Origin of the sequence: Sporosarcina pasteurii, assembly GCF_041295575.1 — a bacterium.
Taxonomy (GTDB): domain Bacteria; phylum Bacillota; class Bacilli; order Bacillales_A; family Planococcaceae; genus Sporosarcina; species Sporosarcina pasteurii.
Genome location: NZ_CP160452.1, coordinates 2,407,274 through 2,427,605, shown reverse-complemented (window position 1 = coordinate 2,427,605; position 20,332 = coordinate 2,407,274). Strand labels below are relative to the sequence as shown.

Here is a 20,332-nt window from a genome sequence, read left to right as displayed (position 1 = left end):
GTGATAGGGGATTTCGATATCCCTGTCACTTTTTTTGTGTGAAGTTTTGAATCGAGATTTTTTCTTTTCGTAAAGCTGCTGAAACTTGTTGAGCGAATTGTATAGCGTTTTCCCCGTCGCCATGAATGCAAACAGTTTGTCCTTGTAGCTTAATTGTGGAGCCGTCTATTGTTGTTACTTGTTGTTCTTTTATAATTTGCATCACTTGTTCAATTGCTTTTTCAGTATTTGTAATCAATGCATTCGGATGACTTCTAGGTGTCAATGAACCGTCACGTTGATAAGTTCGATCGGCAAAAATTTCAGTGACCGTTTCTAAACCAATTTTTCTTCCAGCTTCTATTAATTTACTATTTGCGAGTCCGTAAAGGCGCAACTTAGGGTTTAACTGGTAGATGGCCCGTGCAATCGCCTCTGCAAGTCTCGCATCTTTTGCGCTCATATTATAAAGTGCGCCGTGCGGTTTAACATGTTGTAAAGTTCCGCCTTCAGCAGAGACAAAAGCCTGAAGCGCTCCAATTTGATAAAGTGTTAATTCGTAAACTTCCTCTGGTGTTACTTTCATCTCTCGCCGACCAAAACTAATCATATCTTGAAATCCAGGGTGTGCGCCAATCGCTACATTATATTGTAACGCCAGTGTAACGGTTTTACGCATAATGCTCGGATCGCCGGCGTGAAAACCGCAAGCGATATTTGCTGAAGAAATGAATGGTAATATACCTTTGTCGTTGCCAATTGTATAGGCGCCAAAACTCTCTCCAATATCAGCGTTCAAGTCAATTCTATGATGTGTCAAACTAATTCCCCCTTAATGTAATACGTAGAGCCATTGTTAATTGCCTGAATTGTTCTTCCATTTGTATGTAACGTTTTTGAGACGCTTCAATTGAAATCATGTTAAATAAAAGTTTGTCACCTGGCTTTGCTTGCGCAAGGATAGAGAAGTCGCATGATGATACTTGTGCAATTTTAGGATAGCCGCCAGTCGTTTGTCGATCCGCTGTTAAAATAATCGGATTGCCATCTGCTGGTACTTGTATAGATCCAAAAGAAACAGCTTCAGAAATCATTTCTTTTGGTTCAGAAAGTGTAAGGTGCGGTCCAGTTAATCGATACCCCATCCGGTCGGAGTTTACGCTTACCGTAAATGGCTGACTGAAAAATGCTCGTTTAGTCGACTCGGTAAATGCATCATATTGCTTCCCTTTTGTTACGTGAATGATTTTAGGCGTTATATTGTTTGGAACTAAACTTGGCGCTACAAACCAATTTGTTGTTTGAAAAGGAGCGCGACTTTGACGTTGCTTGAAGCTTTCTATCAATATACTCGTGTTGTTTGGATTTTCATTAATAGCAATTTGATCCCCACGTTTTAAAGCCCTTCCTTCTAATCCGCCAATCTTTGCGCGTAAATAAGTCGATTGACTACTAATTACTTTTGGGATGACAAATCCACCCGCAACAGCAAGGTAGGCTCGGCTACCAGCTATCGCATGACCCAATTGCAAAATGCTGTTTTTCTTTACAAAAACAGGTCTCCACATAGGCACGGGAATGCCGTCCATCATCGGTTGTAAATTTGCGCCGCATAATGCAAAAACGCTGTCTTTTTCAAACTGAAGATGTGGCCCGACAACAGTCATTTCAATCGTACTGGCATGTTTTTCGTTGCCAACGAGAAGGTTAGCCATTCGGTGCGCCCATATATCCATCGCACCACTGGCAACAACGCCATATTTTTGATAACCGTAGCGACCTAAGTCTTGTATCGTATCCAGTAATCCGTGTTTTAAAATCGTTAACATGTTGATTCACCACGCAAATGTCTATATTCTTCTTCGGAGATGCTATAAAACTGTAATTGATCTCCGGGTTGTAATAGAGTTGGAATCTCTTCATTTGGTAAAAATAAATCAACTGGTGTTCTCCCAATAATTTGCCACCCGCCTGGTGTTTCGATTGGATAAATCCCAGTTTGTTTTCCAGCAATTCCAACAGAACGCTCTGGAATCGATAGGCGAGGTGTCAATTTACGAGGCGTCGCAATTTTTTCGGGCAGTCCTCCAATAAAAGGAAATCCAGGAGAAAACCCAATCATATGTATAATATAGTCGCCACCCGTATGTAAAGAAATTACTTCCTCTTCGCTTAAATCATGATAAGTTGCAATGTGCGCTAAGTCGGGGCCATATTTACCACCATAGAGCACAGGAATCTTCACTAGGCGACCTGTGAAGTTATCTTCATCTTGTGAATTTTGAAGTAGCTTGTTGAATTCTTCACAAACTGATTGAAAGGGAGAAGAGGAGCCACTAAATTCTATGATTGAATAAAATATCGTTAGCGTTGTATAAGCTGGGATATATTCAATTAACCATGAAGGTGCTTCACGATCTAAGCAAGCAGTGATTCTTTGAATGTGTTCATGTGTATTCAAGCTGATTTTATTGGAAAACTCAACAATCACCGCTTGGTCACCTAAAGGCTGAATTGTATAATCCAATAACGGTTCACCCTTTCTAATTATTTTGTTATCTCTACTTATAGTTTAGCTGATATTGAGCTGGAGTGGTATGAGAGAATGAATAAAAGTTCTGCATTTTAAGATTATTTTATGTAATGCTATTAAATTGACTATGCGTGTATCACTTTTGAGAATAAGAAAAACCGCTGTGAATTAGCGGTCTTATTTCAGAATTTTTTCTATATCAGTTACTAAACTCTCATAATATGTTGTATCAATAAAGTTATATTCTCCCATTAAGTGTCCCTCTTGATCGACTAAGTAGTAATTTGAACTATGAATCACTTGGGAAGATGATGGTGGCTTATGCACGATGGTTTTAAAATGTTCCCGTGCAAATATTTCAATATCATCTGGTGAATAACCTGTAAGTAAGTGCCAATTTGAAAGGTCATTTGTAAAATCCATGACAAAAGAATGCAACCTTTCCGGCGTATCGACTTCCGGATCAACTGTAAATGAAATAAAAGTCACTGGGAGTCCTTTGGCTTTTAATTTTTCCTGCAGTGATGCCGTTTCAGCTGTCATCGGTTGGCAAACGGTTTGACAACTTGTGAAGATAAAATTGGCAATCCAAACGTTACCATGCAAATCTTCCATCCCATATGCGTCTCCATTTTGATTGGTAAAAGTGAAAGTTTCTATTCTTTCTATTGGCATAGACGAAGAATTGCATGCCGCTAGCAAAATGGTAGACAGAACAAGTAAATATCCGACTAATCGAAACTTCATTATATCTCTTCCTTATAATAGTGGTAGTTGAACCGTCACAATCGTTCCGTCGTTCACATCACTAGTAATCGAAAATTGACCATCGTGAAGCCGTGTAATTTCTTTAACAATTGATAATCCAAGACCAGTACCGCCCGTCGTTCGATTGCGTGCTTTATCTGTACGAAAAAATCGGTTGCCGATATACGGAATATCTTCCGCATCAATGACTGTACCAAGGTTTTGTACTTGAAATTTGGCGTGTTCATTATCGTTTTCCAATGATATAAACACGTCGTTATCAATCTTTGAGTACTTAATTGCATTATCAATAATATTATAAAAGACTTGTTGGATACGTTTCGCATCGCCTAACACAATTAACTCTTCGTCGACTGTTACTTGAAGTTGAATCTGCTTCTTTTGACTATGAATTAAAAATAAATCAATCGTGTCTAACAGAACTTGTGCGATGGCTAACGGTTGCTTTGTCATCGTATATAAACCTTCTTGCAAATGAGACAAGTCAACTAAATCGGTAATTAATTTGTTTATTCGTTCTGTTTCCTTTTCAATCGTGTTCAAATAGTTATCTCTATTTTTGGAAGAAAAGTCTTGTTTTAAAGCTTGTGTGTAACCGCTGACATAAGTTAGTGGCGTTCGAAGTTCGTGAACGATGTTTGAGATGAATTCTTTTTGTCGTATTTCTTGTTGTTCAAGTGATTCAGTCATCATATTAAACGTTTTTGCAACTTGACCAACTTCATCGTCATATCGAATGGCCAATCGATTTTCATAATTACCATTCGCAACCTCAACGGCATGGTGCTCGAGTTTTTTGAGTGGATTAAATAATGAGCGCCAAAACGACCAGACGATAATGAACAGAAGACAAAAGAAAATTAGTCCCGTACCAATGAGTAAAGGAATACTTTCCTTAAAAACATCCTGGATTGCGGCAAGTGGAACATAGATATAAATAAAACCGATTAGTTCATATTCTCCTCTAATCGGGAAAATAGCACCGATGATTTCTCTATCAAGTTCCTTTACATAGCCTTCTTTCATCACATATTTTCCTTGGTTTAATGTTTCGTAATCATCACCTTCTAACAAGGCTTGTGTGTTGATTTGATAAGGAAAATAGGAGGACAGTTCATCTAAATCATCCACGACAATAATTTCGTATTCAGATACAATATTGTACCACTGGATTTTCTCAATAATTTCTTCGCTTAATTCTCCGTAATGATAGTGAGAAGCAGTTCTATGCCCTTGATAAATAATCGACTCCTCAATACTTGTCAAATATAGTTTTGAATATAAATAATGGATAAAGAAAAATGAAAAAAGGATTGTAAAACCAATGCTGGAAAGGAGTAGAATAATAATTTTTTTACTAAACGTCAGATTCTTCCTTTTCATGTGACACCTCAAATCGATAACCAATGCCCCAAACCGTTTCGATAAAATTATTGTAGGGGCCAAGTTTTAAACGAAGCGTTTTAATATGTGTATCAACCGTGCGCTCTGTACTTTGGTGATTTTCTCCCCAAATCGTTTCAAGTAATTGTTCTCTTGAATAAACGCGTCCTGTGTTTTGGATGAATAACTTTAATAGACCATATTCTTTTAATGTCAGGGAAAGCGGCTCACCATCAGCTGTCGCTGTATGTGATTCCGTATCGATACTGATCGGGCCAACGCGTAACAATTCTGCTCGCTCAATACTTTGATAAGTTCGTCTTAAAACAGATTCAACACGGGCAAGTAATTCTTGGGGATGAAAAGGTTTGACGATATAATCATCTCCACCGAGTTTCAAGCCTTTCACTTTATCCCACTCATCACCTTTCGCGGATAAAAAAATGATCGGGGCAGGAGAGTAGCGTTTCACTTTTTCAGCAAATTCAAAGCCATCCATAAAAGGCATCATAACATCTACAATAAATAAATCGGTTTTTGTTTGTTGAAGTATTGATAGTGCATGCGCACCATCTGTTGCCTCGACGACTTTATAATGTTCACGTTCTAAGAAATCGCGAACAAGATTTCTCATTTGACTTTCATCGTCAATAATCATGACTGTGTAATTAGACATAGTATTCCCTCATTTCATTCCATAGCTTTATGGAAAATGATATATGGTAAGGTTGAAGTTTCGGTGAAGTAATGACTGTGTTCTAACTTCACCAAAACTTCTTAACCTCTGTGTATAATTATACTGAATATGTGGGTTTTACGAAAACATTAAGCAGTACTGGGGGAGTTATTTTTGAAACGAATAATTGCCGTATTACTATTTACACTCGTGTTGGGAACATTAGTCGCTTGTACGAAAAAAGAAGAACTTATCGAAGATGTAACAGAACTAGAACCGCTACTTGTTAAATTAACAGTAACGAATGAAGTTGAAGTTGGTGAAACCGTTCACATGTCATCTCTTGTCACAATGGGCAATCAGAAAATAGATGATGCTGATGAAGTGGTCTATGAAGTCTGGGAAGAAGGCAAGAAGTCTGATAGTGTCATGATTGATTCAACAAATGAAAAAGAAGGCGTTTATACAGCCGAAACATCATTTGATCATGATGGACTCTTCCATATTCAAGTCCATGTTACAGCAAAAGGTCTACATACAATGCCTGTTGAACAAGTGACTGTTGGAAGTGGCGGGAAGTATGAAGAAAGTAGTGGGCATGATTACCATACAGAAGGCTTTTCTATGCATTTTATGAAGCCAACAGATGTTGCTGCTGGTGAAGAAAAAGAACTGATCGTACATGTTGAATTAGATGAATTACCATTAGAATAATTGAATGTTCGTTATGAAATTTGGTATGAAGATAATTCTGATGAACATGATTGGGTAGATGCAAAAGAAGAAAAGGCGGGAGAATATACCGCACTTTACACGTTTGAAGAAGCAGAACAATATACCATTATCATTCATGTAGAAGATGAAGAAGATTTACATGAGCATGAAGAACATATTGTAGACGTTAAATTATAGAATGATTAAAGTAGAGGAGAGAAAGTATCCTCTACTTTTTTGGTGATTAATGAAATTGACACGTTAACTAATATCACAATTAACATTTCTAGAGTGAATCATGAACAATGTTGATTTTCGTTCCGGGCGGACGCTTTCCGTGGGGCTGGCGGTGAGCCTCCTTAGTCGCTTCGCTCCCTGCGGGGTCTTACCTGTCCAGCTAATCCCACAGGAAAAGCCGTCACGAAGAACGGCTTTTGCGACCAAAAAGCGAAGCGTTTGAGAGCACGCCCTCGCCGCCCTCCACTCCAATCAACGAAGTCCCACTGTACTCGGACAGTCAAGTATATTATCACTTTAACATACGCATTTGTTCCAGGGGGCGCAATAATTAAGTTAACTACCGTATAATAAATATAGAAATCGGAGGGGAAAGCGAATGGCGGAGCATTTATTTCATTTAACAGCGAAGTGGCCAGGCGGTCGGAATGATGTGGGGACGATAGAGGCAGGGCAGTTGAAAACAAGAGTATCTATCCCACCCGAAATGGATGGACCTGGAATTGGGACAAATCCAGATGAAATGCTATTGGGGGCAGCAGCAACGTGCTATATCATTACGCTGGCGGCGATGATGGAACGAAGTAAGCTTGAGAAAGACCAATTAGAAATGGAATCAGTTGGTGTGGTCGATGTAACAAATGGTGTCATTACATATAAAAAAATCATTCATAAACCGCATATTATTTTAAAGCTAGGTGCTACAGATAAAGAAATCGCACTTGCACAAAGGCTAGCGGAAAAAGCAGAGAATTCTTGCATGATTAGCAGAGCGATTCAAGGAAATGTAAGCGTTGAGTTGGTAACGAACATAGAAATAGCTAAGTAAACACAAATAAACCTCCTCTTCTATTTGAAAAGGAGGTTAATCCATTACTGCATCCATTGCATATAGACAAGAACAATTCCTGTAATGGCCATGGCAACATGACCAAGGCATATTTTGGGGAATCTTCTTTCCCTAGTATCGAACTTATGATAACTACATGATTTACATGAAAATAAACGTTTGATCAATTACATTTATCCCTTCAACGCTTCTTGAATTTCAGCCGGATTGAAACCTAAAATCCATTTGTCGTTTAGCTTCGTTTGCGGAACACCCATCTCACCGGTCTCCGCGATTAATTTACGCTGGGCCTTTACATCTTCTTGCACGTTAATTTCCTCATACGGAATATTTTGTTCTGTTAAGTAATCTGTCATCATTGTGCAATATGGGCATGTTGTTGTCGTGTAGACAGTTGCTTTGGCCATATAATCCCTCTCCTTTTAGTTAGTTTCATTATAGCTTGAAGTGTTCCATAGCTAAACAAATTGGCTCGTTAGCCACTGGACTACAGAAAACGACAATCAGTTATTTTGCACTGATTGTCGTTTTTGCATTTTAATATTCCTTTTCATTTTTCGGCACAAGATCAAAAATTTTATGGTCTTCAAACGCATCAACAAGCCGTTCTAACCATTCATAATAACTCCTCATATAATTTAGCTTTTCAATATCCTGCTTTGCTAGTTCTACCACTTCTTCGTCAGCTGACTCATCTTCAATGAGTTCTTGGAGTTCCCGTTTAGACCTTCTAATCGCACTTAAGTGCAAAGAAATTGATCTTCCCCATCTAAGTGAAAAAGTATCAATGAAGTTTTGGTACCAATCATCATTTACCTTATATAAATCTTTTCGGACACCGCGTTCCCATACACGTTCAACCAATTTAGATTCTGCTAATGAACGAATAGACGTACTCATGCTTGTTTTACTCATACCTAGTTCTTCAGCCATTTCGTCTAAAGTCATCGATTTATTTTCAAAGAACAGCATACTGTATTGTCTTCCGGCAGAAGGGGGTTGACCAAATAAATGGATGTTCTGAGTGATGGATTCCATAATGCGCTTGCGTGAACGTAAAAGTTTGTCATATCCATTCATACTGCTATCTCCTTATAGCTTTCAGCTTATTAAAAGCCTAGTCAAATATTCTTCATATAGCATAGTTTAACTCCTATTGAAAATCAATTTTTTTAACCTAAAGTTTGTACGGTTTTTTCTGTACAAACTAAATAAATTGTAAGAAAGGTTGTAAAGTACTAAGTTTATAGTTATACTAGTAAACATTCGTAAATAACGAGGGAGTGTAAAAATGGAAGTGCAACATAGTAAGAAGAAAATTGAAGTGAAGCAAGCAACGAAAATCTTCGGTAAACATACGAAGCGTGCGGCTCAATTACTTCAAGAAGGAAAGACAAAAGGAGACATTTTAAAAGCAACTGGATCCACAGTTGGTGTAAATCATGCTTCTTTTGATGTGTATGAAGGCGAAATCTTTGTCATCATGGGACTATCTGGAAGTGGGAAATCTACACTTGTTCGTCTATTAAATAGACTGATAGACCCAACGATGGGACATATATTATTGGACGGTGAAGATATCGTTCAAATGAACAAAGAAAAACTGCGTAAAGTTCGTCGTGAAAAAATTGGGATGGTATTTCAAAACTTTGCCCTATTTCCACATAAAACAATTCTTTCCAACACGGAATATGGATTGGAAATTCAAGGTGTTTCGAAAGAAGAACGAAAAGAGAAAGCAATAGAATCACTTAGATTAGTTGGGTTAGCCGGATACGAAGAACAATATCCATCTCAATTAAGCGGGGGCATGCAGCAACGTGTTGGACTAGCACGTGCCATTGCAAACGATCCAGATATTTTGTTGATGGATGAGGCTTTTAGTGCCTTAGATCCGTTAATTCGTAAAGATATGCAAGATGAGTTATTACAGCTTCATAATGATATGGGGAAAACAATTATTTTCATTACCCATGATTTAGATGAAGCCCTTCGAATTGGCGATCGGATCGCTCTAATGAGGGACGGAGAAATTGTTCAAATTGGAACACCTGAAGAAATCTTAATGAATCCATCTAATGAATACGTTGAAAAATTCGTTGAAGATGTTGATTTATCGAAAGTATTGACAGCTGCTCATATTATGAAGCAAGCAGATTCGGTACAAATTGACCGTGGTCCTCGGGTGGCGCTTCGTCTGATGAAACGACTGCGAATCTCCTCTATGTATGTAACTGATAAGCAACATCGTCTATTAGGGGCAGTGACCGCACAAGATGCAGATGCTGCAGTTGGTGAAGGGAAATCTTTGGAAGATATTCTCATTACTGATATCCAGACTGTGTTGGAAGATTGTGTACTCACAGAGTTGTTTGACACTGTATCGACAGCGACGATTCCAGTAGCGGTTGTGGATGAAGAGAAACGTCTTAAAGGAATTATTATTCGTGGTGCATTAATTGGTGCATTATCTGGAAATGACAGCTTTATTAATGGTAATGGGGTCGTTTCTGCAGACGCAGAGTTGGAGGTAGAGGAGATTGGATAAATTTTTACCACGCCTTCCATTTGCCGACTGGATTGACGATGGCGTTCAATGGTTAACAGATATTTTTGCGCCGTTATTTGATGGGATTTCAACGTTTTTAGAAGCAATTGTAGAAGGATCAGTCGATTTATTAAACCTTGTGCCATCAATTTTGTTGGCAGTCATATTTGCTTTACTTGCTTGGTTTATTTCAACGAGAAAAATTGGGCTATTTACACTGATTGGATTCTTATTCATAGACTATTTAGGTTTATGGTATCCGATGTTGCAAATGCTAGCACTAGTTGTGACAGCCGTCTTTTTTGCGGTAGTTATAGGGATACCGATTGGGATTTTGGCATCACAAAATAAAACTGTGAAACAAATTACGAATCCGATTCTAGATTTAATGCAGACGATGCCAGCATTTGTTTATTTAATCCCAGCTATTTTCTTCTTTAACATCGGGGTTGTACCGGGGGTTGTTGCATCAGTTATTTTTGCAATGCCACCGACAATTCGTTTAACGATGTTAGGGATTCAGCAAGTGCCAACGGATTTAATCGAAGCAACTGAAGCATTCGGTTCAACAACATGGCAACGTTTAGTGAAGATTCAAATTCCGCTTGCTAAGCCGACAATTTTAGCAGGTGTGAACCAAAGTATTATGCTTTCACTTTCAATGGTCGTGATTGCGTCAATGGTAGGTGCTCCCGGACTTGGTGAAGAAGTTTACCGAGCCGTTACACAATTAAAAACGGGTGTTGGTGTTGAAGTCGGCGTGGCGATTGTCATTGTTGCCATTATTTTAGACCGCATCACGCAACACGCAGGATCGAAGAAACAAGGAGGAATTTCATAATGATTTTGAAGAAAAAAGTATTTGGATTAGGTGCAGCAGCATTGCTTGCACTAGGACTTGCAGCATGTGGAAGTGACGATACAACTAAGAAAGAATCAGGTTCAGATGATGACACAACAGTTGGTGAATCAGTAGATTATAAAATTACAGGAATTGACCCAGGTGCTGGGATTATGGAAGCAGCTGACCGTGCAATTGAAGATTATGAATTAGATGAGTGGACGCTAACTACAGGTTCAGGTTCTGCAATGACGGCAGCGCTGAAAAAAGCATATGATAAAGAAGAACCAATTATTGTTACAGGTTGGACACCGCACTGGAAATTTGCGGAGTTTAAGCTTAAATATCTTGAAGATCCAAAAGGTTCTTTTGGCGGAGAAGAACAAATCCGTACGATTGGTCGTATTGGGTTAGAAGATGATCTTCCGGAGGCACATGCAATTTTGTCGAACTTTAATTGGACAGAAGAGGACATGGCCGAGGTTATGATTGCAATTCAAGACGGTGAGAAAGAAGAAGTAGCAGCTCAAAACTGGATTGACGCAAATGAAGATAAGGTATCAGAATGGACAGATGGTATCGATAAAGTTAATGGCGATAAAATTAAACTTGCATACGTAGCATGGGATAGTGAAATCGCAAGTCATAACGTTATGAAAATTGTTCTGGAAGATATGGGCTATAAGGTTACACTTACACAAGTAGAAGCAGGTCCATTATGGACAGCTGTTGCAAATGGCAGCGCAGATGCTTCTCTTGCAGCATGGTTACCGATTACACACGAAACATATGCTGAAAAATTTGAAGGTGACTTCGAAGAGCTTGGCATTAATATGGAAGGTGTAAAAATCGGTTTAGTCGTTCCAAGATATATGGACATCGACTCAATTGAAGACTTACAAAAATAAGAGAAACAAAGGGCATCGCTTAATTTAGCGATGCTTTTTATATGTTAAATTATAATTGTCGAAGAAAGAGTAATAGTCAAATAGACTTGTTGTGAAAATGAAAAATAGATCGAATAACCTTGTCGAACTTCAAGTTAATTGGGCTTAATTACACGAATCTAAAGTCATGATTTTCATTTTTTTGTTCTATAAATCTAAAAACTACTATTGATTATTATAAAATGATGTGGTAGGTTTAAGAAAGTACGATATTTTCAAATAACTTCGGGGCAAGGTGAAATTCCTTACCGACGGTGATCGAGCGTAATGCTTGTTAGTCCGTGACCCGCTTTTCTACTTGCTAGAAAACGGTGGAGCTGGTGAAACTCCGGCACCGACAGTTAAAGTCTGGATGGGAGAAGTTTTGTGGAATACGTACAATGCCGATAATAGATTGCCCTCTTTAACAATTGAAAGGGGGAATGTCGATGATTGATGAAAATATGATGAAATTAGCGTTACAATTGGCGCAAAGTGCAGAAGGACAAACTTCACCGAATCCTCTTGTTGGTGCCGTTTGTGTAAAAAATGGTCAAATTATTGGGACAGGCGCCCACTTAAAAGCGGGAACTCCCCATGCTGAGGTTCATGCATTAAAGATGGCGGGAGCAGCAGCTTTCGGTGCGGATTTATACGTCACCCTTGAACCATGTGCACATCATGGACAGACACCGCCTTGTACAGAACTCATTATTTCAAGCGGGATTCGTCGCGTAATCATTGCGTCAACAGATCCAAATCCTTCTGTGAACGGACGAGGCATCGAAATTCTAAAGCAAGCCGGTATTGAAGTAAGCACCGGTGTTTTACAGGAAGAGGCAGACTATTTAAATCGCGCATTTTTTCATTTTATTCAAAACGGTAAACCATACGTCACTTTGAAAGCGGCCACTACCCTAGATGGTCGACTTGCAACGCAAAATGGGGATAGTAAATGGATTACATCTGAAACCTCTAGAACAGATGTCCATCAACTCCGTCATACCCATGATGCAATTTTAGTTGGCGTTGACACCGTACTTCATGATAATCCTTTCCTAACCACCCGTTTGCCCCATGGTGGAAAGAATCCAATTCGAATTATTTTAGATCGACAGTTACGAACACCCGAAACAGCAAATGTTATTATAGATGGTGCTGTAGAAACAATTATTTTTACATTGGAATCAACAAAATTGAATGATCAATTAACGACATATTCCAATGTATCTATTGAAAGAATTCCAGATTCTGCACATTTTTTGGAGGAAGTACTAACACGTCTTGCGCAAAAAGGAATTATGACCTTATTTGTCGAGGGCGGCAGTCGCATCCATTCGAGTTTTATGAATGCGCGGTTGGCTGATGAACTTTATTTATACGTAGCGCCAAAATTAATCGGCAATGGTCCGACGATTTTTATGGATGAAACGCGTTCCTTTATGGCAGAAAGTGAAGGACTTTCATTCCTAGATGTGAAAAAAATTGGCAATGATATTAGAATTCATGCTCAGTTTCGAAAGGAAGGTGAGTCATAGTGTTTACTGGGATTGTAGAAGAAATCGGTACAATTCAATCTGCAAATCGGGGCGCGAATTCTTTAACGCTTCAAATCCAATGTACGAAGGTCCTTGAAGATGTCAATAAAGGGGACAGTATTGCGGTAAATGGTGTTTGTTTAACGGTTAAAGATTTTACAACGTCCTATTTTACAGCAGATGTGATGCCTGAAACGGTAAAAGCAACGACGATTCATTCCTTACAAGTAGGAAGTCGTGTCAATTTAGAACGAGCAATGGCAGCAAATGGTCGGTTTGGCGGTCATTTTGTAAGTGGACATGTTGATGGAACTGGCGAAATAGTGACCGTTCAACAGAGAGAAAATGCAATTTACATGGAAATTAACATTGCACCTGAATTATTACAGTATTTTATTCAAAAAGGGTCTGTGACAGTGGATGGAACGTCACTCACAGTTTTTGATGTGACAGATAATGGATTTGTTATTTCGTTAATTCCGGTTACGCAAGCTGACTCTATTATTGGACAAAAACGCGTTGGCGACATTGTGAATGTAGAATGTGATATGTTAGCGAAATATATTGAACGATTATTATCTAAAAAAGAAGATAAACAACAGAGTGCTGTGACAATGTCACTACTTGCACAAAATGGTTTTCTAAATTAAGGGGTGACTAATTTGTATACGACAGTAGAAAAAGCGATTGAAGAATTAAAAAAAGGCAAAGCGATTATCGTTGTTGACGATGAAGATAGAGAAAACGAAGGTGACTTTCTCGCCTTAGGCAAATATGCGACACCCGAAATGATTAACTTTATGGCGTCTGAAGGAAAGGGACTTATTTGCGTACCGATTGAGGAAGAAATGGCAGCTCAATTACAGTTACCGCTTATGGCGGCAGAAAATAGTGACCCATATCGCACAGCTTTTACAGTGTCGATTGACCATGTCACAACGCATACAGGAATTTCCACATTTGAACGGTCAGCTACGATTTTAAGTATGCTAAATCCAAATGCAAAACCTGAAGAATTTAACAGGCCTGGGCATATATTCCCGTTAATTGCGAAAAGTGGGGGTGTACTTGAGCGACCTGGCCATACGGAGGCGGCTGTTGACCTAGCAAAGCTTTCTGGAGCGGAACCTGCCGGGGTTATTTGTGAAATTTTGAATCCGGATGGCACGATGGCAAGAGGGCCAGAGTTAAAAGAAATCGCAGAACGTTTTGACTTAGTTATTTTAACGATTGAAGAGTTAGTGAATTATCGGCAGGCACGCGAATCGTTAGTTGAACACGTCGTTGATATCGAGTTATCAACTCAATTCGGCGAATTCAAAGTCTTTACGTATGTAGAGAAATTAACTGGACAAGAACATCTTGCTTTTGTAAAAGGTGAAATAGAAATGCATGAAAATGTTCTAGTTCGTGTTCATTCGGAATGTTTAACTGGCGATATTTTCGGCTCAAATCGATGCGATTGCGGCCCACAACTGCATGCGGCATTGCGGCAAATTGAAAATGAAGGAAAAGGTATTTTATTATACTTGAGACAAGAAGGCCGTGGAATCGGACTTGTTAATAAAATGAAAGCTTATCTATTACAAGACGAAGGTTATGATACTGTCGAAGCGAATGAAAAACTAGGTTTTCCGGACGATGCGAGAGATTATCGAATCGGCGCGCATATTTTACGAGATCTTGGCGTGACACAGATTTCATTACTCACGAATAATCCACGAAAAATTACAGGGCTTGAAACGAATGGCGTCCAAGTTATTGAGCGACTGCCAATCGAAATGCCTGCGAAAGAAGAAAATAGAAGATATATGGAAACGAAAAAAACAAAACTTGGACATTTAATACACGCTTAAGGGGGAAAATTTCATGGGAAAAATATTTGAAGGTCATTTAGTAGGAACGGATTTAAAAATAGGGATTGTTGTTGGTCGATTTAATGAGTTTATTACAGGAAAGTTACTAGGTGGGGCAGAAGATGCATTACGCCGTCATGGTGTGGAGAAAGAAAATATTGACGTTGCATGGGTTCCAGGCGCTTTTGAAATTCCACTTGTTGCGAAGAAGATGGCTGCTTCAAACAAGTACGATGCAGTGATTACGCTTGGCACAGTGATTCGCGGATCGACGCCTCATTTTGACTACGTATGCAATGAAGTAGCGAAAGGCGTTTCTGCCATTAATATGCAAGAAGGCATTCCAGTCATCTTTGGCGTATTAACGACTGAAACGATTGAACAAGCAATTGAACGTGCGGGCACAAAAGCCGGAAACAAAGGTTGGGATGCTGGCACGGCGGCTATTGAAATGGCAAATTTAATGAAAGAAATCTAACGTTATAATAAAGAAAAGACTTCCAGTCCGTCAATTTGAGACGGATTAGGAAGTCTTTTGTACTTTTAATATAAATGTTTAAGTGATTATTTTTCAGTTGTTGTTTGTGGCGGTTTTGATACATAATTATCTTTTCCGGCCCCCAATCCAACAATGAGGAGGACGATAGAAGAGAATACTAATAAGAAAATAGGAATTGTCCAACCGCCTGTTAGGTCATATAACAAACCGAAAAGCGCAGGGCCCGTAGCTGCAAGTAAATAGCCAAATGTTTGCGCCATTGCAGATAAACCAGCTGCTTCAAATATGTTTTCAGTTCTTAACATAAAGAACATCATTGCTAAGCCAAATGCAAATGCAGTTGCAATTCCGAACAAAATTGCAGACGGTAATACGAGTGCCATTGAACCAGATAAAATTCCTGAGAGTCCAAGGATTAAGGTAATGAATGTAACCCAAACGAGCGGGATTTGATTTTTCATTCGTCCTGCGATAATTGGAACAATAAAGGTAAAAGGCAACTGTGCCAATTGGACGGATGAAAGCATCCAGCCTGCTTTCTCTGCAGTCATCCCTCTATCTTGTAAAATAACAGGAAACCAAGCTGCGATACAGAAGAATAATAAAGATTGTAATCCCATGAAAATCGTAATTTTCCAAGCTAGTTTTGAGCGTAAAAGAGAATTTCCTTTATGATTTTCATTCCCTTGGGAAGATGCTTTTTGTTGATTACGGAGTTGCGGAATCCAAACTAAAAGTGCAATCACCGCAAATATTGCCCAAACGCCAATAGACGCCTTCCAACCAAACGAACTGGCGGTTGCAATTGGAATACTTAACCCAGCTGCCAATGCGGCAGTGATGTTCATAGAGATTGAATAGATTCCTGTCATGACGCCAATATTATTTTCGAATTTCATTTTGATAAAGGCTGGCATAAGTACGTTGGCAATTGCAATCCCGGCACCAATAAAAATGGTCCCAATGTAAAGGATCGAAATGCCGCCTAAAGGTCTGGCAATAAGTCCGAATGTGATGGCGATTAACACAAAAAATAAGACAAATTCCATTCCAAATCTTCTAGCGAGACGTGGGGCAAAAGGAGATAATAAGCCGAATGCCAATAATGGAATTGTTGTCAGTGCACCAACCATTGTATTTGAAATGCCTAGTCCATCCCGAATAAGAGGGACAACCGGTCCAACAGAAGTAATCGGAGCACGTAAGTTAGTCGTTAGTAAAATAATTCCGGCTACAAGGAGGAGCAGTCTTAAGGTTGAGCGACGCTCCGGTTTTTCATTTTTTACAGGAACACCCATTAGTATTCCTCCTCTTGTCTAAATATATAGTAGGTTCCAACATTTCACGTTAACAGGTTACTTTCAAAAAGTAAATGTCATTTTGCTGAAAGGATATATATTGAAACAGTTCCATTAAAAAAATAGACGTTTTTGTGACTGGAAAAGTATGCTCTAAACCTTATTGAGAAATTGGTTTTCTCGCGATATATGAATAAGGGAGGTATAATAGAAGGAGAATCAATTTAAGGAAAGAGGGATTCACTTGACGAAAAAAAATGATGTAAATTTACCAGAAAAGACTTGTTCAATCGAAAGACTTGTCACTGTAAAAGAAGATGTACAGAGAGTATTAAATGGTGAAAAAACCGCGACAAGACGTAATGGTGTCTATGCTTACCCTGGTGAAATCATGGTGCTAGAAGGTAAAGAATTTAAAGTAGATGCACTTTATGCACAGACGCTTGGTGAAATGACAGAGGAAGATGCGAAGCAAGAAGGATATGAGACTTTAGAAGCGTATAAACAGGCGATTCTTGCGCTACATCCGAATATGCCTTGGGTGCCAAAGATGAGCGTATGGGTGCACGAGTTTAGCGCTGTTCAGAAATGATACGTTAACTATGTTTGACTACTATACAACACTTGTTTTTCTTCATGTAACGAGCGCAGTATTTTCGATTGGCCCGTTATTCATCATTATCCCGATTATTAATAGGATAAGAAATGAAGTAGAGGCAAATGAAAAAATCTATTTATCTATCATTCGAGTCATTATACGAATCGTCATGCACGCAGGTCATTTACTCGTTACGACAGGCGTGCTCCTTATCCTATTTGGACCTTGGCCATGGCATACATCTTGGGTTGTCATGACTGTTGTCCTCATGGGCATTACAGCCGTGTTTTTAGCATCAGGATTTTCAAAAGTCCTTCGGGAATTTCATGAACCTCATGCGAATAAACAATACATATTAAAACGACTTACTTTTACGACATGGGTTTATATCGGATTGATGCTCATATTGCTTTGGTTAATGGTCCAAAAGCCAAGTTTTTGGTGAACATATATTATAGAGAGGATATGTACCTTAAGCGGTGCATATCTTTTTTATGTTATACATGTAATATGAGTAAATTATTTGTGGGGGATAAATAAAAATCCATAACACAATTAATCTCCGTTCCAATCGGACGCTTATCCAGCTTTAGGAGTCAGATGCTCGAGTCATAAGCCAAATTAACTGCGTGGCAAAAGACGCCACTCCGTTAATTCGTCTTATGCTTTTTGCATCTAAGCGCCTCCTTCCGCATTTATTATTTCCGCGTGCACGGCTTCAATCTCCTCGTCACTGCGTTCCTGCGGGGCAAGAACTTTCTGTATAATTTTTGTAAAGACCACAAAAATTATACAAACCGAACCCTTCGCCGTTCGGCTAGCTCGCGCTGTTCCCGCTGGAAGAGCCGTCACGAAGAACGGCTTTTGCGACCAAAAAGCGAAGCGTTTGAGAGCACTCGCCGATTTCCACTCCGATTAATTGGTGTGCACATATAATAATTTGGGTTTTAAGGCATGGATAAAGGACTCTTTATTTCGTAGTGAAGTTTGGCACAAACACTAAGGAGAGAACCGACTTGATTAAAAAAATAATAAGAAATTACCAACATTGATAAAGATTGAAACAGATTTATTTAAAACGCTTCAATAAACCTATTCAGACGCGTTCACCCAGTTCTTAACAGTGTTAAGATCAAGAACTAGCTGAGAACCGTGAGAAGGTACGGTTTTGATGAAGGACAAATGAAAAATGACAATGGACATATTCGGTTTGATTGAAGTAAGTAGAAATAATAACTTTGATAGGAAAAATGGATTGCGTTTATAGAAACTTTTATATAAGAAATCTCTGTTGATTGGAGTGCAGAGTGGCGACTCGGGTGGGATTAGCGAAAGCCGTAACGAAGAACGGCTTTTGCGAGTAAAAGCGAAGCGATATGAGCATGAATATCTACCGGATGCCTTAATTTCTGCAAAAACCGCAGAAATTAAGGCCAATCGCAATCTTCGTTTTGCGATTGGCTCACCGCACGCCCCACCGAAAGCGTCCACTCGGAACGGAAATCAACATAGTTTATTTGGCATTATTAAAAATAGAATACCTAACTCTTTAAATTCCTTCTTAAAATAGCAGCCACAAAAACTATACTCAATCAAACATGTAGGAATGATTGATATCATTTGCGTACATGTTATAATTAACGAACTATTCGATAAAAGGGGGGGCGTACATATGGCTGTAGATGTATATTTGACTTTTAATGGCAATTGTCGGGAAGCTGTGGAGTTTTATGCGGAAGTTTTTAATGCGGGCGAACCGCAAATTATGACATTTGGAGATGGACCTCAAAATCCAGATTATCCTCTTCCTGAAGAAGCAAAAGATCTTGTCATGCATGCTAGACTGACGATTAGCGGAAGTAATGTTATGTTTTCTGATAATTTTTCTGGGAATCCATTTGTGGCAGGGAATAATATTACGCTTGCTGTCGTCAGTAAAGATATTGACGAGATTCGTTCGGCGTATGAAGGTTTGAAAGAGGGCGGAACTGTCGAGTTAGAACTTCAAGAAACGTTTTGGAGTAAATGTTACGGAAAAGTAACGGACAAGTTTGGTATCGGCTGGCAGTTAAGCCATGAGAGTGAAGAGCAGTGAGAGCGGTTCGTTATAGAAGCATCTTTTAAGCGTGTGATAGGGGATGGTGTTTTTCTTTGAAAACAACATACCTCTTCTTTATTTTTTAACTAAAAAAGGTATTTCATTCAAGTGAAAATGGGGGGATTGGATGAAGTTCACGCTATACAATGACGCAAATGAGTTTTCTGATAAAGTATTACCGGTAATCGCTCATAAGGATGACGTGTTCAGCCTATTTTTAGGCGTACTAGAATCAATAAAAAATGGTGCTTATGAAAAACCGTTCATGGCTACGATTGAGCATGAAGGTAAAGTGATTGCCTTATTTCAAATGACACCGCCGCATCCGGTCAATATGATTTATCTTGATGAAAGTCATTTGGATGCATGCATGGAATTATTAATAAAAACCGCCATCGAAGAAAATATCAAGTTTTCTTCGATTATTAGCATGAAATCTTGGGCAAAACGATTTGCGGAGAAGTGGAAAAACGAAACTGGATTGGAAGAACAATTATTAATGGATCAAGGTTTATACCGACTGGATGCTGTAAATGAACAACTAAAAGATAGCCTAGGAAAATGGCGATTGGCAGTCGAAAAAGACTGTGAACTCATTCAAAATTGGTACCATTTATTTGAACAAGATACGTCAATGCCGATGTCTCATGCAACTATTGTTAAAGAACGTGTACAGAAATTTGTCAAAGCTAGGGAAGTATTTCTGTGGGAAGATGAAGGAAAGGTTGTTTCCATGATGAAAAAATCTCGCCCTACGAAAAATGGCATTACGGTCTCTATGGTATTCACGCCGAAAGAGGAAAGGAGAAAAGGGTATGCGAGAACTCTTGTGGCAGCAGTTTCAAAGGAATTATTAAAAGAATACAATTTTTGTATGCTCTATACGGATTTGTTAAATCCTACATCCAATAAAATCTATCAAGAGATTGGTTATAGAAAAATTGCCGATTCAGTTCATATAGGATTTGTGAATAAATAAAAGAGTAGTCG

Annotated in this window: 24 protein-coding genes and 1 riboswitch; of the genes, 15 read left to right on the top strand and 9 right to left on the bottom strand. The window is 38.9% G+C overall.

From position 1 onward, the window contains the following. Nucleotides 1-25: 25 nt before the first annotated feature. From AB1H92_RS11515 to AB1H92_RS11490, 6 genes are all read right to left on the bottom strand, one after another. Nucleotides 26-799: a LamB/YcsF family protein gene (locus AB1H92_RS11515; RefSeq protein ID WP_115362452.1), complete on the bottom strand. Its 774-nt coding sequence runs from the start codon at nt 797-799 to the stop codon at nt 26-28. Nucleotide 800: 1 nt separating this feature from the next. After that, on the bottom strand, nt 801-1,808 hold the full coding sequence (locus AB1H92_RS11510; protein WP_115362450.1) for a biotin-dependent carboxyltransferase family protein: 1,008 nt from the start codon (nt 1,806-1,808) through the stop codon (nt 801-803). Then, nucleotides 1,802-2,506 (bottom strand): 5-oxoprolinase subunit PxpB, encoded by a 705-nt coding sequence (gene pxpB / locus AB1H92_RS11505; protein WP_115362448.1) that lies wholly within the window; start codon nt 2,504-2,506, stop codon nt 1,802-1,804. Before pxpB ends, AB1H92_RS11510 begins: the two co-directional genes overlap by 7 nt. 183 nt (nt 2,507-2,689) lie before the next feature. Continuing rightward, nucleotides 2,690-3,259, bottom strand: coding sequence for an SCO family protein (locus tag AB1H92_RS11500; protein WP_115362446.1), 570 nt, complete (start codon nt 3,257-3,259; stop codon nt 2,690-2,692). A gap of 12 nt (nt 3,260-3,271) precedes the next feature. Continuing rightward, a complete protein-coding gene (locus tag AB1H92_RS11495; protein ID WP_115362445.1) occupies nt 3,272-4,663 on the bottom strand; it encodes a cell wall metabolism sensor histidine kinase WalK in 1,392 nt (463 codons plus the stop codon). Then, a complete protein-coding gene (locus tag AB1H92_RS11490; RefSeq protein WP_115362443.1) occupies nt 4,638-5,339 on the bottom strand; it encodes a response regulator transcription factor in 702 nt (233 codons plus the stop codon). Before AB1H92_RS11490 ends, AB1H92_RS11495 begins: the two co-directional genes overlap by 26 nt. A gap of 174 nt (nt 5,340-5,513) precedes the next feature. On the opposite strand from AB1H92_RS11490, the gene AB1H92_RS11485 reads away from it, so the two are divergent. The 3 genes from AB1H92_RS11485 to AB1H92_RS11475 all read left to right on the top strand — a co-directional run bounded on the left by AB1H92_RS11485 (nt 5,514) and on the right by AB1H92_RS11475 (nt 7,119). After that, a complete protein-coding gene (locus AB1H92_RS11485; protein ID WP_256594315.1) occupies nt 5,514-6,053 on the top strand; it encodes a FixH family protein in 540 nt (179 codons plus the stop codon). After that, nucleotides 6,054-6,251 carry a hypothetical protein gene (locus AB1H92_RS11480; RefSeq protein WP_256594314.1) on the top strand — a complete coding sequence of 66 codons (198 nt, stop codon included), beginning with the start codon at nt 6,054-6,056 and terminating at the stop codon, nt 6,249-6,251. It abuts the gene before it with no gap. Nucleotides 6,252-6,669: 418 nt separating this feature from the next. Beyond that, nucleotides 6,670-7,119 (top strand): OsmC family protein, encoded by a 450-nt coding sequence (locus AB1H92_RS11475; RefSeq protein ID WP_115362441.1) that lies wholly within the window; start codon nt 6,670-6,672, stop codon nt 7,117-7,119. A 194-nt stretch (nt 7,120-7,313) separates the two neighbouring features. Here AB1H92_RS11475 and AB1H92_RS11470 read toward each other — a convergent pair whose 3' ends face one another. After that, on the bottom strand, nt 7,314-7,547 hold the full coding sequence (locus AB1H92_RS11470) for a glutaredoxin family protein (RefSeq protein ID WP_115362439.1): 234 nt from the start codon (nt 7,545-7,547) through the stop codon (nt 7,314-7,316). Between the two features lie 130 nt (nt 7,548-7,677). Continuing rightward, on the bottom strand, nt 7,678-8,220 hold the full coding sequence (locus AB1H92_RS11465; protein WP_115362437.1) for a GbsR/MarR family transcriptional regulator: 543 nt from the start codon (nt 8,218-8,220) through the stop codon (nt 7,678-7,680). Nucleotides 8,221-8,431: 211 nt separating this feature from the next. On the opposite strand from AB1H92_RS11465, the gene AB1H92_RS11460 reads away from it, so the two are divergent. From AB1H92_RS11460 to ribE (AB1H92_RS11430), 7 genes are all read left to right on the top strand, one after another. Further along, nucleotides 8,432-9,688 carry a glycine betaine/L-proline ABC transporter ATP-binding protein gene (locus tag AB1H92_RS11460; RefSeq protein WP_115362435.1) on the top strand — a complete coding sequence of 419 codons (1,257 nt, stop codon included), beginning with the start codon at nt 8,432-8,434 and terminating at the stop codon, nt 9,686-9,688. Beyond that, entirely contained in the window at nt 9,681-10,529 is an 849-nt protein-coding gene (locus tag AB1H92_RS11455) for a proline/glycine betaine ABC transporter permease (RefSeq protein WP_115362433.1), read from the top strand. Before AB1H92_RS11460 ends, AB1H92_RS11455 begins: the two co-directional genes overlap by 8 nt. A gap of 5 nt (nt 10,530-10,534) precedes the next feature. After that, the gene (locus AB1H92_RS11450) at nt 10,535-11,437 is read left to right on the top strand and encodes a glycine betaine ABC transporter substrate-binding protein (RefSeq protein WP_115364139.1); all 903 of its coding nucleotides are present in this window, start codon (nt 10,535-10,537) and stop codon (nt 11,435-11,437) included. A 256-nt stretch (nt 11,438-11,693) separates the two neighbouring features. Further along, nucleotides 11,694-11,844: riboswitch (FMN riboswitch) on the top strand. Between the two features lie 60 nt (nt 11,845-11,904). Continuing rightward, complete coding sequence (gene ribD / locus AB1H92_RS11445) at nt 11,905-12,993, top strand: bifunctional diaminohydroxyphosphoribosylaminopyrimidine deaminase/5-amino-6-(5-phosphoribosylamino)uracil reductase RibD (RefSeq protein ID WP_115362431.1); 1,089 nt, start codon at nt 11,905-11,907, stop codon at nt 12,991-12,993. After that, nucleotides 12,993-13,643 carry a riboflavin synthase gene (ribE, locus tag AB1H92_RS11440; protein WP_115362429.1) on the top strand — a complete coding sequence of 217 codons (651 nt, stop codon included), beginning with the start codon at nt 12,993-12,995 and terminating at the stop codon, nt 13,641-13,643. Before ribD ends, ribE (AB1H92_RS11440) begins: the two co-directional genes overlap by 1 nt. 12 nt (nt 13,644-13,655) lie before the next feature. Beyond that, entirely contained in the window at nt 13,656-14,849 is a 1,194-nt protein-coding gene (locus tag AB1H92_RS11435) for a bifunctional 3,4-dihydroxy-2-butanone-4-phosphate synthase/GTP cyclohydrolase II (protein WP_115362427.1), read from the top strand. A 13-nt stretch (nt 14,850-14,862) separates the two neighbouring features. Next, nucleotides 14,863-15,327, top strand: coding sequence for a 6,7-dimethyl-8-ribityllumazine synthase (gene ribE, locus AB1H92_RS11430; RefSeq protein ID WP_115362425.1), 465 nt, complete (start codon nt 14,863-14,865; stop codon nt 15,325-15,327). 86 nt (nt 15,328-15,413) lie between these two features. On the opposite strand, the gene AB1H92_RS11425 is transcribed toward ribE (AB1H92_RS11430), so the two are convergent. Continuing rightward, nucleotides 15,414-16,646, bottom strand: a complete 1,233-nt coding sequence (locus AB1H92_RS11425; RefSeq protein ID WP_115362423.1) for an MFS transporter — start codon at nt 16,644-16,646, stop codon at nt 15,414-15,416. Nucleotides 16,647-16,890: 244 nt separating this feature from the next. Here AB1H92_RS11425 and AB1H92_RS11420 point away from each other — a divergent pair, with 244 nt between their 5' ends. The 5 genes from AB1H92_RS11420 to AB1H92_RS11400 all read left to right on the top strand — a co-directional run bounded on the left by AB1H92_RS11420 (nt 16,891) and on the right by AB1H92_RS11400 (nt 20,321). Further along, a complete protein-coding gene (locus tag AB1H92_RS11420; RefSeq protein ID WP_115362421.1) occupies nt 16,891-17,238 on the top strand; it encodes an ASCH domain-containing protein in 348 nt (115 codons plus the stop codon). A gap of 10 nt (nt 17,239-17,248) precedes the next feature. Then, nucleotides 17,249-17,689: a DUF2269 family protein gene (locus tag AB1H92_RS11415; RefSeq protein WP_115362419.1), complete on the top strand. Its 441-nt coding sequence runs from the start codon at nt 17,249-17,251 to the stop codon at nt 17,687-17,689. An 846-nt stretch (nt 17,690-18,535) separates the two neighbouring features. Continuing rightward, nucleotides 18,536-18,814, top strand: coding sequence for a hypothetical protein (locus AB1H92_RS11410; protein ID WP_115362417.1), 279 nt, complete (start codon nt 18,536-18,538; stop codon nt 18,812-18,814). A 102-nt stretch (nt 18,815-18,916) separates the two neighbouring features. Then, entirely contained in the window at nt 18,917-19,339 is a 423-nt protein-coding gene (locus tag AB1H92_RS11405) for a VOC family protein (protein ID WP_115362415.1), read from the top strand. 130 nt (nt 19,340-19,469) lie between these two features. Next, on the top strand, nt 19,470-20,321 hold the full coding sequence (locus AB1H92_RS11400; RefSeq protein WP_115362414.1) for a GNAT family N-acetyltransferase: 852 nt from the start codon (nt 19,470-19,472) through the stop codon (nt 20,319-20,321). Nucleotides 20,322-20,332: the final 11 nt, after the last annotated feature.

What these genes read in the sequence shown, in the direction of transcription:
- AB1H92_RS11400 (WP_115362414.1), top strand. Translation starts at nt 19,470, where the DNA reads ATGAAGTTCACGCTATACAATGACGCAAATGAGTTTTCTGATAAAGTA.
- AB1H92_RS11470 (WP_115362439.1), bottom strand. Translation starts at nt 7,547, where the DNA reads ATGGCCAAAGCAACTGTCTACACGACAACAACATGCCCATATTGCACA.
- AB1H92_RS11405 (WP_115362415.1), top strand. Translation starts at nt 18,917, where the DNA reads ATGGCTGTAGATGTATATTTGACTTTTAATGGCAATTGTCGGGAAGCT.
- AB1H92_RS11425 (WP_115362423.1), bottom strand. Translation starts at nt 16,646, where the DNA reads ATGGGTGTTCCTGTAAAAAATGAAAAACCGGAGCGTCGCTCAACCTTA.
- AB1H92_RS11415 (WP_115362419.1), top strand. Translation starts at nt 17,249, where the DNA reads ATGTTTGACTACTATACAACACTTGTTTTTCTTCATGTAACGAGCGCA.
- AB1H92_RS11510 (WP_115362450.1), bottom strand. Translation starts at nt 1,808, where the DNA reads ATGTTAACGATTTTAAAACACGGATTACTGGATACGATACAAGACTTA.
- AB1H92_RS11490 (WP_115362443.1), bottom strand. Translation starts at nt 5,339, where the DNA reads ATGTCTAATTACACAGTCATGATTATTGACGATGAAAGTCAAATGAGA.
- AB1H92_RS11460 (WP_115362435.1), top strand. Translation starts at nt 8,432, where the DNA reads ATGGAAGTGCAACATAGTAAGAAGAAAATTGAAGTGAAGCAAGCAACG.
- AB1H92_RS11495 (WP_115362445.1), bottom strand. Translation starts at nt 4,663, where the DNA reads ATGAAAAGGAAGAATCTGACGTTTAGTAAAAAAATTATTATTCTACTC.
- AB1H92_RS11465 (WP_115362437.1), bottom strand. Translation starts at nt 8,220, where the DNA reads ATGAATGGATATGACAAACTTTTACGTTCACGCAAGCGCATTATGGAA.
- ribE (WP_115362425.1), top strand. Translation starts at nt 14,863, where the DNA reads ATGGGAAAAATATTTGAAGGTCATTTAGTAGGAACGGATTTAAAAATA.
- AB1H92_RS11475 (WP_115362441.1), top strand. Translation starts at nt 6,670, where the DNA reads ATGGCGGAGCATTTATTTCATTTAACAGCGAAGTGGCCAGGCGGTCGG.
- AB1H92_RS11500 (WP_115362446.1), bottom strand. Translation starts at nt 3,259, where the DNA reads ATGAAGTTTCGATTAGTCGGATATTTACTTGTTCTGTCTACCATTTTG.
- ribD (WP_115362431.1), top strand. Translation starts at nt 11,905, where the DNA reads ATGATTGATGAAAATATGATGAAATTAGCGTTACAATTGGCGCAAAGT.